Genomic DNA, 16,088 nt, shown 5'->3' on the forward strand with positions numbered 1-16,088 from the left:
GATTGAATGAATTTTGCGAGTCGCTTTCCGAAAATGAGGTTGATCTTTATGCATACAGGGGTTACTGTATATCCATACAGTAACTACAGGGCTGGAATGAATATGCACACTTCAGGCTATGCAAATCGCTCAACCTCTCTCTCTTCTACCGCAGGCAATGTCGCGCAGAATTCCGTCGAGCGTGTTTCCACGGGGCTTATCAGTGAAGTGGTTTATCGTGAAGACCAGCCCCTGTTGACGCAACTTCTGTTGTTGCCGTTATTACAACAGCTTGGTCAGCAATCGCGCTGGCAGCTTTGGCTCACGCCTCAGCAAAAGCTGAGCCGTGAGTGGGTTCAGTCCGCAGGCCTTCCGCTTACCAAGGTCATGCAAATTAATCAGCTCCCGCCGTGCGATACCGTAGAATCGATGATCCGCGCCTTACGCACCGGAAATTACAGCGTGGTGATTGGATGGTTACCGGAAGAACTGACGGAAGAGGAGCATTACCGTCTGACTGAAGCAGCCGAAGAAGGGAATGCGATCGGGTTCATTATGCGTCCGGTTCGATCGGATTCTTACCGCAGAGGACAACTTTCTGGGCTAAAAATTCACTCAAATTTGTATCATTGAGTGAAATTAAGATTTTTCCTGGAATTTTTTTTGACCTCAAGATGGCATTAAAGTTCCCGGTCACAAAATTGCGGCAAGGCTTGTCTGGTGCGGTTCTCCTTAATTTTATTGCACAAAATTCGTTCGAAAAATGTTAAATAATCGGTATACGGAACTTTTTTTTTCATATGCCTGACGGACTTCACACTTGTAAGTTTTCAGCTACGTTGTAGACTTTACATCGCCAGGGGTGCTCGGCCTAAGCCGAAGATATCGGTAGATTTATATTTGACCACGCCCCCCGGTGAAGGATTTAACCGTGATTCTCTCTTGAGACTTTCATGGCGAATTTTGGATGATAACGAGGCGCAAAAAATGAAAAAGACAGCTATCGCGATTGCAGTGGCACTGGCTGGCTTCGCTACCGTAGCGCAGGCCGCTCCGAAAGATAATACCTGGTATGCAGGTGGTAAACTGGGCTGGTCTCAGTTCCACGACACCGGCTGGTACAACAGCAGCCTGAACAATAATGGCCCAACTCACGAGAGCCAGCTTGGTGCAGGTGCGTTCGGTGGCTATCAGGTTAACCCGTATGTTGGTTTTGAAATGGGTTACGACTGGTTAGGTCGTATGCCATACAAAGGCGACACCATCAACGGCGCTTTCAAAGCACAGGGCGTTCAACTGACCGCTAAACTGGGCTACCCAATCACTGACGATCTGGACGTGTACACCCGTCTGGGCGGCATGGTATGGCGCGCAGATTCCAGCAACAACATCTCTGGTGACAACCATGACACCGGTGTTTCCCCAGTATTCGCTGGTGGCGTTGAGTGGGCTATGACCCGTGACATCGCTACCCGTCTGGAATACCAGTGGGTTAACAACATCGGCGACGGCAACACCGTTGGTGTTCGTCCAGACAACGGCATGCTGAGCGTAGGTGTTTCCTACCGTTTCGGCCAGCAGGAAGAAGCAGCACCAGTTGTTGCTCCAGCGCCGGCTCCAGCTCCAGAAGTACAGACCAAGCACTTCACTCTGAAGTCTGACGTTCTGTTCAACTTCAACAAAGCGACTCTGAAACCAGAAGGCCAGCAGGCACTGGATCAGCTGTACACCCAGCTGAGCAACCTGGATCCTAAAGACGGTTCCGTAGTGGTTCTGGGCTTCACCGACCGTATCGGTTCTGACGCTTACAACCAGAAACTGTCTGAGAAACGTGCTCAGTCTGTTGTTGATTACCTGATCTCTAAAGGTATCCCAGCTAACAAGATCTCCCCACGTGGTATGGGCGAATCTAACCCAGTTACTGGCAACACCTGTGACAACGTGAAAGCTCGCGCTGCACTGATCGACTGCCTGGCTCCAGATCGTCGCGTAGAGATCGAAGTTAAAGGCATCAAAGACGTTGTAACTCAGCCAGCGGCATAAGTTATCGTCTTATAAAAAAACCCCGCCATGCGGGGTTTTTTATTGTCTGAAGAAAAGAAAAATCTATTTTTTACCCAACAGAGCCTGAAGGTCGTTCTTCAACGTCGACATCTGGTTGGCGTACTTCTCTTTATGTTCGGCATCCTCAATCAGCTGCACGATGGTTTCCGAAAGCGTTTTGCCCCGTCGTTGTGCCAGCCCAGCCAGGCGTTGCCAGACAACGAACTCCAGATCGATTGATTTTTTGCGAGTGTGCTGATGCTCAGCATTAAAATGCCGTTTGCGTCGCGCGCGAATAGTTTGCTTCATCCGGTTTAATAACGCAGGATTGATGTGTTTCTCAATCCAGCCGTTAACCTGTACCGGTTCATTTTCGAGGGTCAGCAAAATATCCACGGCTTCTTGCGCAGCGCTGGCTTCGATGTAGCAGGTGATCAGCTCCCCTTCACGGTGCTTTTTGACCAGGTACTTCCATTTCCAGCCGCTTTCGAGATTTTCCAGTTGTTGATATTTCATTGCGATCTCAGTGTTACCACGTAACTCTGTTCAGAATATCAGTTTTTTAGCAATCTGCTGAAAAGAAATCATATCCTGTGAGTGAATGCAGCCAATCGCCCTGTCGAAATCCCCGATCCTGCTTGGGTACAGCCCCCCGCTTACGGTATACTCCACGCTTTTACATCTGACTAAAAAACATCAACTTTGACCATTACGAAACTTGCATGGCGTGACCTTGTTCCGGATACCGAAAGTTACCAGGAACTGTTTGCACAGCCCGAACTCGCAAAAGAACACAAATTCATCCTTAGCGATACGCAGCCTCGTTTGCATTACGCGCTGGAGCAGGCATTAAGCCCATGGGCAACCGCGCCCTTCATGCTGCTCAAAGCCCCGGAAGAAGCGGAATACCTGACGTTGTTCGGGGATGCCGTGCGTCAGCTGAAGCCGGAAGCGAATGCCGTTTTTGGCGGCCAGTATCGTATTACGGGACATGATGTCACTTTCGAACCGGCGGCACAGGCCGACGGTCGTTTTGCCGCCAAGGGCGAGGTGATTACCGCGAACTGGGTCGAGGCAGAACAACTCTTTGGTTGTCTGCGCCAGTTTAACGGCGAGCTTTCGCTGCAGCCGGGGCTGGTACATCGCGCAAATGGCGGTGTTCTGATTATCTCACTGCGTACCCTGCTCTCGCAGCCGCTGCTGTGGATGCGTCTGAAAACTATCGTGCACCAGCAGCGTTTCGACTGGGTCGGCTACGATGAGTCTCGTCCTTTGCCTGTCTCTGTTCCGTCTATGCCGCTGTCGCTGACCGTCGTGCTGACGGGCGACCGTGAATCGCTGGCGGACTTCCAGGAAATGGAGCCAGAACTCGCTGAGCAGGCGGTGTATAGCGAATACGAAGACAGTACCCAGATTGCTGACGCCGACGATATGGCGCAGTGGTGCCAGTGGGTAATGGCCGTTGCTGAACGTTTTGCGCTGCCAACCCCTGCGGCTGACGCGTGGCCGGGCTTAATCCGCGAAGCGGTACGCTACACCGGTGACCAGGAAACGCTGCCGCTTTGCCCGCTCTGGATCGGCAAACAGCTGCGTGAAGTGGGTGTGATCAGCGGTAACGGGGCGTTCACCGGCGAACAGCTCACTCAGATGCTGGCTCAGCGTGAGTGGCGAGAAGGCTATCTTGCCGACCGTATGCAGGATGAAATTCTGCTGGAACAAATTCTGGTGGAAACCGAAGGCGAACGCGTCGGGCAGATCAACGCCCTGTCGGTGATTGAATTTCCCGGTCATCCGCGCGCATTCGGGGAACCGTCCCGTATCAGCTGCGTTGTGCACATTGGCGATGGCGAGTTCACCGATATCGAACGGAAAGCCGAGCTGGGCGGCAACATTCACGCGAAAGGCATGATGATCATGCAGGCGTTTTTGATGTCAGAGCTGCAGCTTGAGCAACAGATCCCCTTCTCCGCCTCGCTGACGTTTGAGCAGTCCTACAGCGAAGTGGATGGCGATAGCGCCTCTATGGCCGAGCTGTGCGCCTTAATCAGCGCCCTGGCGGAAGTGCCCATCAATCAGAACATCGCGATCACCGGTTCGGTGGATCAGTTCGGTCGTGCACAGCCAGTGGGAGGCCTCAACGAAAAAATTGAAGGCTTCTTCTCTATCTGTCAGCAGCGCGGTTTAAACGGCAAACAGGGGGTGATTATTCCTGCTCCCAACGCACGCCATTTGAGCCTTAGTCAGGATATTCTGGATGCGGTTGAGCAAGAGCAATTCGCCATCTGGGCCATCGAAGGGATTGAGGATGCTCTACCCTTACTGACAAATCTGGTTTGGGATGGCGAAGGGCAAACCACCCTGATGCAGACTATCCAGGAGCGCATAGCTCAGGCGACACAGCAGGATGCTCGTCATCGTTATCCATGGCCGTTACGCTGGCTGGGCTGGTTTAGTTCGAACTGATCGGACTTGTTCAGCGTACACGTGTTAGCTATCCTGCGTCCTTCACTAAAATAAGGCTTACTGAGAACATGGTAGATAAACGCGAATCCTATACAAAAGAAGATCTTCTTGCCTCTGGTCGCGGTGAACTGTTTGGCGCTAAAGGCCCACAGTTACCGGCCCCGAACATGCTGATGATGGACCGTGTCGTGAAAATGACCGAAACCGGCGGCAACTTCGATAAGGGTTACGTAGAAGCAGAACTCGATATCAACCCTGACCTGTGGTTCTTCGGTTGCCACTTTATTGGCGATCCGGTAATGCCTGGCTGTCTGGGCCTGGATGCCATGTGGCAGCTGGTTGGCTTCTATCTGGGCTGGCTGGGCGGCGAAGGTAAAGGCCGCGCGCTGGGCGTGGGCGAAGTAAAATTCACTGGCCAGGTTCTGCCTACGGCGAAGAAAGTGACCTATCGCATTCACTTCAAGCGCATCGTTAACCGCCGCCTGATTATGGGCCTGGCAGATGGCGAAGTGCTGGTCGACGGTCGTCTGATCTATAGCGCAAGCGACCTGAAAGTTGGCCTGTTCCAGGATACTTCAGCTTTCTGATCGTGCTTTTGGCACCCCCAGAAAGGCGAAACCTCCGCATTGCGGAGGTTTCTTTTTTGAAAGAGACGTTATCAGGCTATGAGTGCCCTGTCGCCGATGGCTTCTCGCCAGCCTCCAAGCCATTGTGACCTTTGATTTATCGTCTGATAAGGACACATTTCTTTAGAACGTCCAGCGATGCCGGCCTGATAACCACGTTGATGAGCCCGTTCCAGGCGATCTCGTTTCTGTCTCTTCATGCCTCGTTTCCCTCATTCTTTTGTCTGGTGGAAAGAAAACAGTGTCTGCACTAAATGCACAGGCACAGATAACGAATACCCCGAATTAGTCGCATCGTCAATGTTCAAAATTCATACGGGTGTCATATTTGTGAGCTAGCTGGAAGTTCATTTGTACAAAAATTGTGACGTGGCACAAGTAACAAACTGAACTGAAAACGAAAAAAAAACCGCAATCAGCGACAGGCCAACTGCGGTTTTTAATGATGAATTTTACTTATGGCAGCCGGGAAATTTCTCTCGCGATGCTGGCCGACTCCTGTGCCCAACCCTGAGCCAGGACTTTCACCATTTCGTCATAGCCATCTTTCTGCTGCTTCAGCTCCAGATGGAAAGGACGCTTAATCAGCTGCCCCTGATGGTTCAGCAACCACTCCCCGCTAATCACCACCGCACCGTCATAACGGCCGTGGAAGCCCGTTACCGTGACGTTAAGTGTATCCTGGTCGTTACCCAGCGGCTGCGACGCAACAACCCAGCCCGGAAGCTGACTGCCCAGATTGGCCACCAGCGTGTTGCGCAGCTGCTGATCCAGCGGGCTGGCCCACAGGTTGTTCGTCGCAATCACGTATTTAACGTCGCTGGTCTGATAGACCACGCCGTTTCCTGCCAGATAATCCGGCACGGCAACCTGCTCAACCCACAGCTGGCGGCTTCCCTGGCTGGCCGTGCTTTGCCCACCGCTGTGGGTAGCCACAGGCAGCTGATAGTAGCTTTTATTATCTACCCCTGAACTGCACGCCGTTAACAGCAGAGCGCCAACCATCAATAGCCACTTTTTCATTCTTTTGCCCTCTTCGGCTCAGGATCCTTTTTATCTTTCGCTTCGAACACCAGCGCGTTGCTCTTCTCGTTGAGCGTTTTCAGCACCGGCTGCAGTTCACGTAAGACCTGATCAAGACGCTGCATATCTGCCACCATCTTGTTGTAGGCCGCTGAACCCGGCTGGAAGCCCTGCATACTGCGGTTCAGCTCACGCAGCGTTTTCTGTATATCCTGCGGCAGCTGCTGCATGCTCTGGCTCGCCGTGATCTTGTTGATGTTATCCAGCGTGGTTTGCAGACGACGCATCGTTGCCTGGCTTTCGCTCAGTGAGTTCGTCGCCGCTTCAATCATCGGATTCAGCGGCAGATTGTTGATCTTATCCAGCGTCTCCATCAGGCGCTGTTGGATCTGAGCCAGACCGCTGCTCACCGTTGGGATGATCTTGTAGCCACCGAATTCACGAATACCGGTAATCGGCGGTGCTTTCGGGTAGAAGTCCATATCCACATACAGCGCGCCCGTCACCAGGTTACCCGTTTTCAGCGACCCGCGCAGACCACGGTTCATCAATTCGTTAATATGCGCCGCGATATCCTGGTTCTCGCCAATCTGGTTCAGCAGACGCTCCGGCTCGATACGGATCAGCACCGGAATACGATAATCATCGTCCAGCATCTGGCTCAGGCCCGGGACAAAGAACGGAACTTGTCCAACCGTACCAAGACGAATACCGCGGAACTCAACGGGCGCGCCCGGCTGCAGACCGCGGACGGAGTCTTTAAAGAACATCAGGAAGTCGATGTGATCGGTATAAAGCGCGTCCTGAATGCTTCGCTGATCGTCAAAGAGTCTGAACGCCGTTTTCTCGGCAACCGGCTGCCCGAGATCCTGCCCTTCCGGAACATCAAAGCTCACCCCGCCGCCAAACAGCGTGGTTAATGATCCCATTTCTACGCGCATCCCCGCCGACGTAAGATCGACCGCGATCCCGCTGTCCTTCCAGAAACGAACGTTGCTGGTCACCAGACGATCGTTTGGCGCATTGATGAAAAGCTGATAGCTAATGGTACGCTTTTGCGCATCGAAGGTGCTGGTTTCAACGGAACCGACGCGGTAGCCGCGGAACAGTACCGGGTCACCCGCCGTGAGCTGACCCGCTTTTTTGCTGTCGAGGATCACGCGGATACCCTTGGCATCAGGCGGCGCAAGCGGCGGTGAATCCAGAAGCTGGTATTTTCCCGGCTGGCTACCCTTCGTGCCGGGCTGCAGTTCAATATAGGCCCCGGAGAGCAGCGTCCCTAAGCCGCTGATCCCTTCACGTCCCACCTGCGGTTTAACGACCCAGAAAACGGAATCGCCATGCAGCAGTTTTTCCATGCCGGCATTAAGGCGCGCCTTAATTTCCACATGGGTTAAATCGTCGGTCAGGGTTGCGCTTTCGACTACGCCCACGTCCACGCTACGGCTTTTGATGGTCGTTTTACCGCCCTCAATCCCCTCGGCATTGGTGGTTATCAGCGTGACTTCCGGTCCCTGATGGCTGTAATGATAAAACAGGATCCATGCACCGATCAGCGCGGTCACGATGGGAAAAATCCACACCGGCGACCAGTTTTTGACCTTCTGCACTTTCGCCTCTCCACTCTTATTTTCCATGCTCTTACTCTTCCTCATGGCTTGATTCAGGCTCACGATCCCACGATAAACGAGGGTCGAAGGTCATGGCCGCAAACATGGTCATAATCACGACCAGTGCAAACATTAAAGCCCCCATCGCGGGATAAATACTCATCAAACCGCCCATCCGCACCAGTGCAGAGAGAACGGCGATGACAAACACGTCAATCATTGACCAGCGTCCGACAAACTCGACCACTTCATAAATCAGGTGCATGCGTTCGCTGTCGCGTTTTCCATGCCCCTTCGCATCCCAGCAGAGCCAGGCGATGGCGATCATTTTTAAGGTTGGCACCATAATACTGGCGATAAAGATCACGCCGGCGACAGGATAGGAACCTTCTCCCCACAGCAGGATCACCCCGGCCAGGATCGTCGAGGGCATTTTGTCGCCGAGCAAATCGGTGATCATGATCGGTAGAATATTGGCAGGCAGATACAGCATGATGGAGGTGACCAGCAGCGCCATCGTCCACTGCAGGCTATTTTTACGGCGTACGTGACCTTTCGTTTCGCAGCGCGGACAAACGTCGAGATCGGCGGGCAGCACGGCGGTGCAGCATGGGCAAGAACGCAACCCCTGGCGAATGCCGGGCACGCCGACTTTTACCGTCTGCGCAAGCGTCGGTGCCGGGGCGATATCATCCCACGCCCAGCGCCTGTCCACGCACTGGAAGGCGCGCAGCTGCAGGACACAGTACAGGCACCACGGAATAAAGCTGCTGCCGATCCCCACATCACCGTACGCCATGAGCTTCACGAAACTGACCAGAATGCCCGCCAGAAAGATCTCGGCCATACCCCAGCTTTTGAGCTGAAATAGGATACGCGCGAGCCGGATTTTCAGTGATGAGGGCATCCTGACGCGATTGACCAGCAAAAGGATAACGACCAGGCAAAAAGCCGGGACTATCTGGACAAACAGGAGAAAAAAGGTGCCGAGGCTGGCGTAATCTTCCGAGAACATCACGCCTGGGATTTCAAGCAAATCCACCTGGCTGGTTATTCCTCCCACCTTCATATAGATGAAGGGGAAGAGATTAGAGAGCAGCAGCATGAACAATGCTGCCAGAGCGTAAGCAGTGGGACGCTGCCGCGGCGCGTCCCACTCGGTTGTCAACGTTGCGCCGCAACGTGGACACAGGGCTTTATGTCCGTGACCAAGCTCTGGCAACGCCACGAGCATATCGCATTGCGAGCATAAAATATGCCTGTCGGCATGGTGCTGGTCACACATATGTTATCCCTGTTTATGCGCCGTTTTTCAGAGACTCAAGGTACTCCCAGCGCTCAAATGCTTCTTCCAGGGCTTTTTCAGCCGCGGACAGTTCTGACAGTACTTTCTGAGTATAGTCGTGCGGCTGCGTAAAGAATGACGCATCAGCGACCTGCATCTGCAACGTTTCCAGAGCGGCCTCCAGCTCTTCAAGACGCTGAGGCAGCCCCTCGAGTTCGCGCTGCAGGTTATAACTCATTTTAGCAGGAGATTTTTTAACAGTTTCTGCTTTTGTTACAGCAGGTTCCGGTACATTTCTGGATTTAGCCTGTTTCTGCGCCAGAGACTGCGATTGCTGCCCTTTTGCATCGTGATAACCGCCTACGTATTGTCCAATTCGCCCTTCACCTTCGAAGATCCAGCACTCGGTTACGGTGTTATCCACGAACTGACGATCGTGGCTGACCAGCATTACGGTCCCCTGATAACCGTCAATCAGTTCTTCGAGTAATTCCAGCGTTTCGACATCAAGGTCGTTCGTTGGTTCATCGAGAATCAACAGGTTACTTGGTTTCAGGAACAGACGCGCCAGCAGCAGACGATTACGCTCTCCGCCCGATAACGCACGGACTGGGGTCATCGCACGTTTCGGATGGAACAGGAAGTCCTGCAGATAGCCCAGCACGTGGCGCGGCTTGCCGTTTACCATCACCTCTTGCTTGCCTTCGGCGAGGTTATCCATCACCGTGCGGTCCGGATCCAGCTCCGCGCGGTGCTGGTCGAAGTAGGCCACTTCCAGCTTAGTCCCACAGTGAATGCGGCCGCTGTCGGCCTGCAGCTGGCCCAGCATCAGCTTCAGCAGCGTGGTTTTACCGCAGCCGTTCGGGCCGATAAGCGCAATTTTGTCACCGCGCTGAACCTGGGCGGAGAAATCTTTCACCAGCACTTTGCCATCAACCTGATAGTTGACGTTTTCCATTTCGAAGACAATCTTGCCGGAACGGGACGCTTCTTCCACCTGCATTTTGGCGCTGCCCATCACTTCACGGCGTTCGCTGCGCTCACGGCGCATTGCCTTCAGAGCGCGCACGCGGCCTTCGTTACGGGTACGGCGGGCCTTGATGCCCTGGCGGATCCACACTTCTTCCTGCGCCAGCTTGCGGTCGAACTCCGCATTCTGCAGCTCTTCCACGCGCAGGTTTTCTTCTTTCTCAAGCAGATAGGTGTCGTAATCGCCAGGATAGGTGACCAGCTTGCCGCGGTCGAGATCGACAATACGCGTTGCCATGTTGCGAATAAACGAACGGTCGTGCGAGATAAAGATGATGGTGCCGCTGAAGGTTTTCAGGAAGCCTTCCAGCCAGTCAATCGCTTCGATATCCAGGTGGTTCGTCGGTTCGTCCAGCAGCAGCACCTTCGGCCCGCTGACCAGCGCGCGGCCCAGGGCCGCTTTACGCAGCCAGCCGCCGGAGAGCGCCGACAGTTCCATGTCCGCTTCCAGACCAAGCTGGGCCAGAACCTCGTTAATGCGGTTTTCAAGCTGCCACAGACCGTGATGATCGAGCATCTCCTGCACTTTCGCCAGTTCGTTGAGGTTCTTGTCGCTCGGATCGGTCATCACCAGATGCGAAATCTCGTGATAACGCTTCAGGTATTCGGCCTGCTCAGAGATCCCTTCCGCCACGAAATCGTAAACGCTGCCGGTCACGTGACGCGGCGGGTCCTGCTGGAGGCGGGAGACGATCAGATCCTGCTCGTAAACGATGCGGCCGTCATCCAGCCCCTGTTCGCGGTTGAGGATTTTCATCAGCGTGGATTTACCCGCGCCGTTACGGCCCACCAGACAGACGCGCTCATTATCTTCGATATGCAGCTCTGCATTATCGAGAAGCGGCGAGTCGCTGAAAGAGAGCCACGCGCCGTGCATACTAATTAAAGACATTTATTTTTCCTTTCAGACCGCGGTAATCAACCAGCAGTTATGAATTTGACGGTTACGGGCAAAGTCCTGAGACAGCGTTTTTTGGCTGATTTCTTGTGCTTTCAGTCCCAGGGCTGCTAAGCCGTCATGATCCATACGGAAGCCGCGTTTGTTGTTCGAGAACATAATAGTGCCGCCCTTACGCAGCAGGCGCTTCAGGTCGGTCATCAGGCGCAGGTGATCGCGTTGAACATCAAAGCTATCCTCCATGCGCTTGGAGTTGGAGAAGGTCGGCGGATCGATAAAGATCAGGTCGAACTGCTCGTCGGTATCACGCAGCCAGCCCAGCACGTCGGCCTGCATCAGTCGGTGCTGACGTCCGGTCAGCCCGTTAAGACGCAGGTTGCGCTCCGCCCACTCCAGATAGGTGCGGGACATATCCACCGTGGTGGTGCTCCGCGCGCCGCCCAGACCTGCATGCACGCTCGCGCTGCCGGTATAGGAGAACAGATTGAGGAAATCTTTGCCCTTGCTCATCTGACCCAGCATGCGACGGGCAATACGGTGGTCGAGGAACAGGCCAGTATCCAGATAGTCGGTCAGGTTCACCCACAGGCGAGCGTTGTATTCGCCCACTTCGATGAAGTCGCCCTTCTCGCCCATCTTCTGATACTGATTTTTTCCTTTCTGACGCTCGCGGGTTTTCAGCACCAGCTTGTTTGGCGCAATGCCGAGCACGGCGATGGTGGCCGCAATCACATCCAGCATGCGCTGACGCGCTTTTTGCGCATCAATGGTTTTCGGTGGAGCATATTCCTGAATCACCACCCAGTCCGCGTAGCGGTCAACCGCCACGTTGTACTCCGGCAGATCGGCGTCGTACAGGCGATAGCATTCAATGCCCTCCTGCTTCGCCCACTTCTCAAATTTCTTCAGGTTCTTGCGCAGGCGGTTGGCGTAATCTTCCGCCACGCCGGATGGCTTACTGTCCGCCGCTTTCTCCGCCAGATGGTAGTTTTTTTGCACGCAGTCCAGCGGGCCGTTTTTCGCTTTAAACTGGCGATCGGCACGCAGCTGCAGGCAGCTCAGCAGCTCCGGCGAGGCGCTAAACAGCGACAGGTTCCAGCCGCCGAAGTAGTCCTTCATATTGCGCCCCAGCAGGCTGTGCAGGGCAATCAGCGCCGGTTCGCTGTCCAGACGCTCGCCGTAAGGCGGGTTGCTGATCACGGTACCGTACGGGCCTTTTGGCAGCGGGTTGGTCAGATTCGCCACGTCTTTCACCTCAAAGGTGACCAGCTCGCCGATACCGGCACGACGGGCGTTGCTGCGCGCGCGTTCGATTACCCGCGGGTCGCTGTCCGAACCGTAGAAGTGGGAGGTGTACTCCGCCAGACCTTTACGCGCGCGGGTCTGCGCGTCGTCTTTGACCTCTTTCCAGAGCGCTTCGTCGTGCTGCGCCCAGCCTTTAAAGCCCCAGTGACCGCGATGCAGGCCCGGCGCGCGGTCGGTTGCCAGCATGGCCGCTTCAATCAGCAACGTACCGGAACCACACATCGGATCGAGCAGCGGCGTGCCCGGCTGCCAGCCGGAGCGCATTACAATGGCGGCGGCCAGCGTTTCTTTAATTGGCGCCATACCGGTACGATCGCGGTAGCCGCGCAGGTGCAGGCCTGCGCCGCTCAGATCGAGAGAAATACTCGCCGTGTCACCGTTGAGCCAGACGTTAATACGCAGATCCGGATTTTCGCGATCGACGTTTGGACGTTCCTTATTTTTACGCGTGAAGCAGTCCACAATGGCGTCTTTTACGCGCAGGGCACCGTACTGGCTGTTGCGGATCTCGTCGTTCACGCCGTTGAAATGCACCGCAAAGGTGGCATTGGGCGTGAAGATCTCTGTCCAGTCGATCATCTGTACGCCGGTATAGAGGTCCAGGTCGCTATAGACCTTGCACTCCTTCATCGGCAGCATGATGCGCGACGCCAGACGGCTCCACATCAGGCTCTGGTAAATAAGCCGCGTGTCGCCCTCAAAATGGACACCACCCTGAACCACCTGGCACTCTTGCGCGCCCAGGCTTTCCAGTTCAGTTTTTAACAGCTCTTCCAGCCCACGGGCCGTACTGGCAAACAGAGAATTCATATCGTCACTTTTACTCTTAGAAAATTGTCGCGCATTATAGCTAATATGGCGTGTATGTCATAAAGTTGAAGGCTTATTTTCATTTGTGGGAGTGTGCAGTGGCGACGTTATGCAGGCTTTTTATTCATCCGGTGAAATCCATGCGCGGCATCGGCGTCTCTCACGCGCTGGCCGACATGAGCGGATTCGCCTTCGATCGTATTTTTATGGTCACCGAGCCTGACGGCACGTTCATTACCGCACGCCAGTTCCCGCAGATGGTTCGCTTTACCCCTTCCCCGCTTCATGACGGTTTACACCTTACCGCGCCGGACGGTTCCAGCGCGGTAATTCGCTTTGCTGATTTTGCGCCTGTCGATGCGCCAACGGAAGTGTGGGGCAATCATTTTACCGCGCGCATCGCCCCGGATGAGATTAACCGCTGGCTGAGCGGTTTCTTCTCTCGTGACGTGCAGCTGCGCTGGGTAGGTCCTGAACTGACGCGTCGCGTGAAGCGCCATGACGCAGTTCCCCTCTCCTTCGCCGATGGTTTCCCGTTCCTGCTGACTAACGAAGCCTCGCTGCGTGATTTACAAAGCCGCTGCAAGGCTAGCGTTCAGATGGAACAGTTCCGTCCGAACCTGGTGGTCACGGGCGCCGACGCCTGGGAAGAAGACACCTGGAAAGTGATCCGCATCGGTAGCGTCATCTTTGATGTCGTAAAACCCTGCAGCCGCTGCATTTTCACCACGGTGAGCCCTGAGAAAGGTCAGAAACACCCTTCCGGCGAACCGCTGAAGACGCTGCAGTCGTTCCGCACCGCGCAGGACAACGGCGATGTGGATTTCGGCCAGAACCTGATCCCGCGCTCCAGCGGCGCAATCCGCGTCGGTGATGAGGTAGAAATTCTTGCCCGAGGGCCTGCAAAAGCGTACGGCTCAGGTCAGGAAGAAGAAATGGTCGACGTTGTGACGAATGTCGCCTCTGCGGTAGATATTCACTGGCAGGGCAACGTCATCCGTGGCAACAACCAGCAGGTATTACTGGAGCAACTGGAGCAGGCAGGTATTCGCGTACCCTATTCCTGTCGCGCAGGCATTTGCGGATGCTGCCGCATCAGGCTGGTGGATGGAGAGGTCAGTGCGCTGAAAAAATCGGCAATTGGAAATGACGGCACAATTCTGTGCTGTAGCTGCATACCGAAAACGTCCGTACAGCTGGAAGCTTAAACCGCCTGTTCAAGGCTGAAGGAATCTACCCGCAGCTGCGGCTTCAGCCTGTCGTTCATCACTTTAATGGCATCGCCAAGCTGCATCGTCCGCCCGGCAATGGTTACGCCGGGCTGTGCCAGCAGGCAGAGCGCAGCATTTTCGCCTGGCTCAACCACCAGCAGGCTCACCTCTTCTGCGGTATCGCTCAGATTGACGCTGGCCGCGTCACCCGTTGCCGGGGTCCAGCTCATACCATGCGCAAGAAAATGCCAGCTTTTTGGCATTTGCGGTTTCAGGAAGCGGATAGCCACCAGCGCATTTAATACCAGCTCGGCACGCTGCTCTTTAGATAGCACCAGATCCCGGCATTTTTCTTCAAAGGAGAAATAAAGCGCCGCATCGTCAACGCAAAAGCCCGACGGGGAAAATGCATCCGGGGTTAACATTCGGCGGGCAAAACGAGAACGAAACAACATGCCATTGGCTAAATCGAGCATCATTCGGTCATGCTCGTCGCAAAAATACCAGCGCCAGTTATCGTCAGGTTTAATTCGCATGTGTCTCTCCCGTCCCCAAACGTCCTGTACTAAAAATGTCCTGTTTGCCGCCTCGTTTATAACACCATTAATAAAAGACTATAATGACTAAATAAGCAACAGTGACGGAATATAAAACAACCAGGGCTGGAAATAAAGCCCTGGTTGTCTGATTAAGAGAAAAGATTAGATATGAGTAACGATTTCTTTAATCAGCGGCGGTCCTTTAAAAATAAAGCCGGAATAGATTTGCACCAGTGACGCACCTGCCGCCATCTTCTCGCGCGCAGCAATCACTGAGTCAATGCCGCCGACGCCAATAATCGGCAGACGTCCTTTTAATTCCGCAGACAGGGCGCGAATAATTTCGGTGCTTTTTAATTGCACCGGACGTCCACTTAACCCACCCGCTTCGTCACAGTTTTTCATTCCCTGCACGAGGGAACGATCGAGAGTGGTATTGGTCGCAATAACACCATCAATATTATGGCGAACCAAACTGTCGGCAACCTGGATCAATTCTTCAGGAGAAAGATCCGGGGCGATCTTAACCGCGACCGGAACATATTTATGGTGGATCGTCTGGAGTTCATTTTGTTTATTTTTAATGGCACTCAGAAGATCGTCCAGCGCTTCGCCATATTGTAAGGAACGCAGACCCGGAGTATTGGGTGAAGAAATATTCACCGCGATATAACCGGCATAGGCGTAGACTTTTTCCATACAAATCAGATAGTCATCTTTACCCTGCTCAACCGGCGTGTCTTTATTTTTGCCGATATTGATGCCTAATATCCCGTCAAAATGGGCTTTTTTTACGTTCTCAACCAGGTGATCAACACCGAGGTTATTAAAGCCCATGCGGTTGATCAGCCCTTCGGCTTCAACCAGGCGGAACAGACGCGGCTTGTCATTTCCCGGCTGCGGGCGCGGCGTGACGGTGCCGATTTCAATGGAGCCAAAGCCCATCGCGCCCAGGGCATCAATGCACTCGCCATTTTTGTCCAGACCGGCCGCCAGACCCAGCGGATTTTTAAAGGTCAGACCCATGCACTGCACAGGTTTTTCCGGCACATTCTGACGCACCAGAGCGGCCAGCGGCGTTCCGGTAATACGACGTAATTGCTGGAATGTAAATTCATGAGCGCGCTCAGGGTCGAGCTGGAAAAGGGCTTTACGAACGAAGGGGTAGTACATGAACTCTCCTGGATTCCCGGTGTGCAAACCGGGAGGGGATTATGGGCGATCCACGCGCGAAAGGGAATTGACCTGCGGCAAAAAATCAGCGCAA

The 16,088-nt window shown here is 54.1% G+C and carries 14 protein-coding genes; 5 read left to right on the forward strand and 9 right to left on the reverse strand.

The window, feature by feature from the left end; translation table 11 throughout:
* Nucleotides 1–102: 102 nt before the first annotated feature.
* Together sulA and ompA are read left to right on the forward strand one after the other, a co-directional pair.
* The gene (gene sulA / locus AC1VYI_RS16605) at nucleotides 103–612 is read left to right on the forward strand and encodes an SOS-induced cell division inhibitor SulA (protein WP_032668147.1); all 510 of its coding nucleotides are present in this window, start codon (nucleotides 103–105) and stop codon (nucleotides 610–612) included.
* A gap of 354 nt (nucleotides 613–966) precedes the next feature.
* Nucleotides 967–2,022: a porin OmpA gene (gene ompA / locus AC1VYI_RS16610; protein WP_482881886.1), complete on the forward strand. Its 1,056-nt coding sequence runs from the start codon at nucleotides 967–969 to the stop codon at nucleotides 2,020–2,022.
* Nucleotides 2,023–2,085: 63 nt separating this feature from the next.
* Here the strand turns inward: ompA and matP are convergent, their stop codons facing one another.
* Nucleotides 2,086–2,538 carry a macrodomain Ter protein MatP gene (matP, locus tag AC1VYI_RS16615; protein ID WP_008499929.1) on the reverse strand — a complete coding sequence of 151 codons (453 nt, stop codon included), beginning with the start codon at nucleotides 2,536–2,538 and terminating at the stop codon, nucleotides 2,086–2,088.
* Between the two features lie 186 nt (nucleotides 2,539–2,724).
* Here matP and AC1VYI_RS16620 point away from each other — a divergent pair, with 186 nt between their 5' ends.
* Together AC1VYI_RS16620 and fabA are read left to right on the forward strand one after the other, a co-directional pair.
* Nucleotides 2,725–4,485, forward strand: a complete 1,761-nt coding sequence (locus tag AC1VYI_RS16620; RefSeq protein WP_134866580.1) for an AAA family ATPase — start codon at nucleotides 2,725–2,727, stop codon at nucleotides 4,483–4,485.
* A gap of 68 nt (nucleotides 4,486–4,553) precedes the next feature.
* Complete coding sequence (fabA, locus tag AC1VYI_RS16625) at nucleotides 4,554–5,072, forward strand: 3-hydroxyacyl-[acyl-carrier-protein] dehydratase FabA (protein WP_008499931.1); 519 nt, start codon at nucleotides 4,554–4,556, stop codon at nucleotides 5,070–5,072.
* A 71-nt stretch (nucleotides 5,073–5,143) separates the two neighbouring features.
* On the opposite strand, the gene rmf is transcribed toward fabA, so the two are convergent.
* The 6 genes from rmf to rlmKL form a co-directional block, all read right to left on the reverse strand.
* A complete protein-coding gene (rmf, locus tag AC1VYI_RS16630; RefSeq protein ID WP_013097261.1) occupies nucleotides 5,144–5,311 on the reverse strand; it encodes a ribosome modulation factor in 168 nt (55 codons plus the stop codon).
* 256 nt (nucleotides 5,312–5,567) lie between these two features.
* The gene (gene pqiC, locus AC1VYI_RS16635; RefSeq protein ID WP_023311026.1) at nucleotides 5,568–6,134 is read right to left on the reverse strand and encodes a membrane integrity-associated transporter subunit PqiC; all 567 of its coding nucleotides are present in this window, start codon (nucleotides 6,132–6,134) and stop codon (nucleotides 5,568–5,570) included.
* Nucleotides 6,131–7,771 carry an intermembrane transport protein PqiB gene (pqiB, locus tag AC1VYI_RS16640; RefSeq protein WP_134866581.1) on the reverse strand — a complete coding sequence of 547 codons (1,641 nt, stop codon included), beginning with the start codon at nucleotides 7,769–7,771 and terminating at the stop codon, nucleotides 6,131–6,133. Before pqiB ends, pqiC begins: the two co-directional genes overlap by 4 nt.
* A gap of 4 nt (nucleotides 7,772–7,775) precedes the next feature.
* Nucleotides 7,776–9,029: a membrane integrity-associated transporter subunit PqiA gene (gene pqiA / locus AC1VYI_RS16645; RefSeq protein WP_023311024.1), complete on the reverse strand. Its 1,254-nt coding sequence runs from the start codon at nucleotides 9,027–9,029 to the stop codon at nucleotides 7,776–7,778.
* 13 nt (nucleotides 9,030–9,042) lie between these two features.
* On the reverse strand, nucleotides 9,043–10,950 hold the full coding sequence (locus AC1VYI_RS16650; protein WP_134866582.1) for an ABC transporter ATP-binding protein: 1,908 nt from the start codon (nucleotides 10,948–10,950) through the stop codon (nucleotides 9,043–9,045).
* A 12-nt stretch (nucleotides 10,951–10,962) separates the two neighbouring features.
* Nucleotides 10,963–13,071, reverse strand: a complete 2,109-nt coding sequence (gene rlmKL, locus AC1VYI_RS16655; RefSeq protein ID WP_023311022.1) for a bifunctional 23S rRNA (guanine(2069)-N(7))-methyltransferase RlmK/23S rRNA (guanine(2445)-N(2))-methyltransferase RlmL — start codon at nucleotides 13,069–13,071, stop codon at nucleotides 10,963–10,965.
* A gap of 98 nt (nucleotides 13,072–13,169) precedes the next feature.
* Here rlmKL and AC1VYI_RS16660 point away from each other — a divergent pair, with 98 nt between their 5' ends.
* Nucleotides 13,170–14,279, forward strand: coding sequence for a YcbX family protein (locus AC1VYI_RS16660; RefSeq protein WP_134866583.1), 1,110 nt, complete (start codon nucleotides 13,170–13,172; stop codon nucleotides 14,277–14,279).
* Here AC1VYI_RS16660 and zapC read toward each other — a convergent pair.
* Nucleotides 14,276–14,818 carry a cell division protein ZapC gene (gene zapC / locus AC1VYI_RS16665; RefSeq protein WP_023311020.1) on the reverse strand — a complete coding sequence of 181 codons (543 nt, stop codon included), beginning with the start codon at nucleotides 14,816–14,818 and terminating at the stop codon, nucleotides 14,276–14,278. The genes AC1VYI_RS16660 and zapC overlap by 4 nt on opposite strands.
* A 165-nt stretch (nucleotides 14,819–14,983) precedes the next feature.
* Nucleotides 14,984–15,994, reverse strand: coding sequence for a quinone-dependent dihydroorotate dehydrogenase (gene pyrD / locus AC1VYI_RS16670; RefSeq protein ID WP_023311019.1), 1,011 nt, complete (start codon nucleotides 15,992–15,994; stop codon nucleotides 14,984–14,986).
* Nucleotides 15,995–16,088: the final 94 nt, after the last annotated feature.

The organism is Enterobacter sp. QK-SA4 (genome assembly GCF_056856775.1).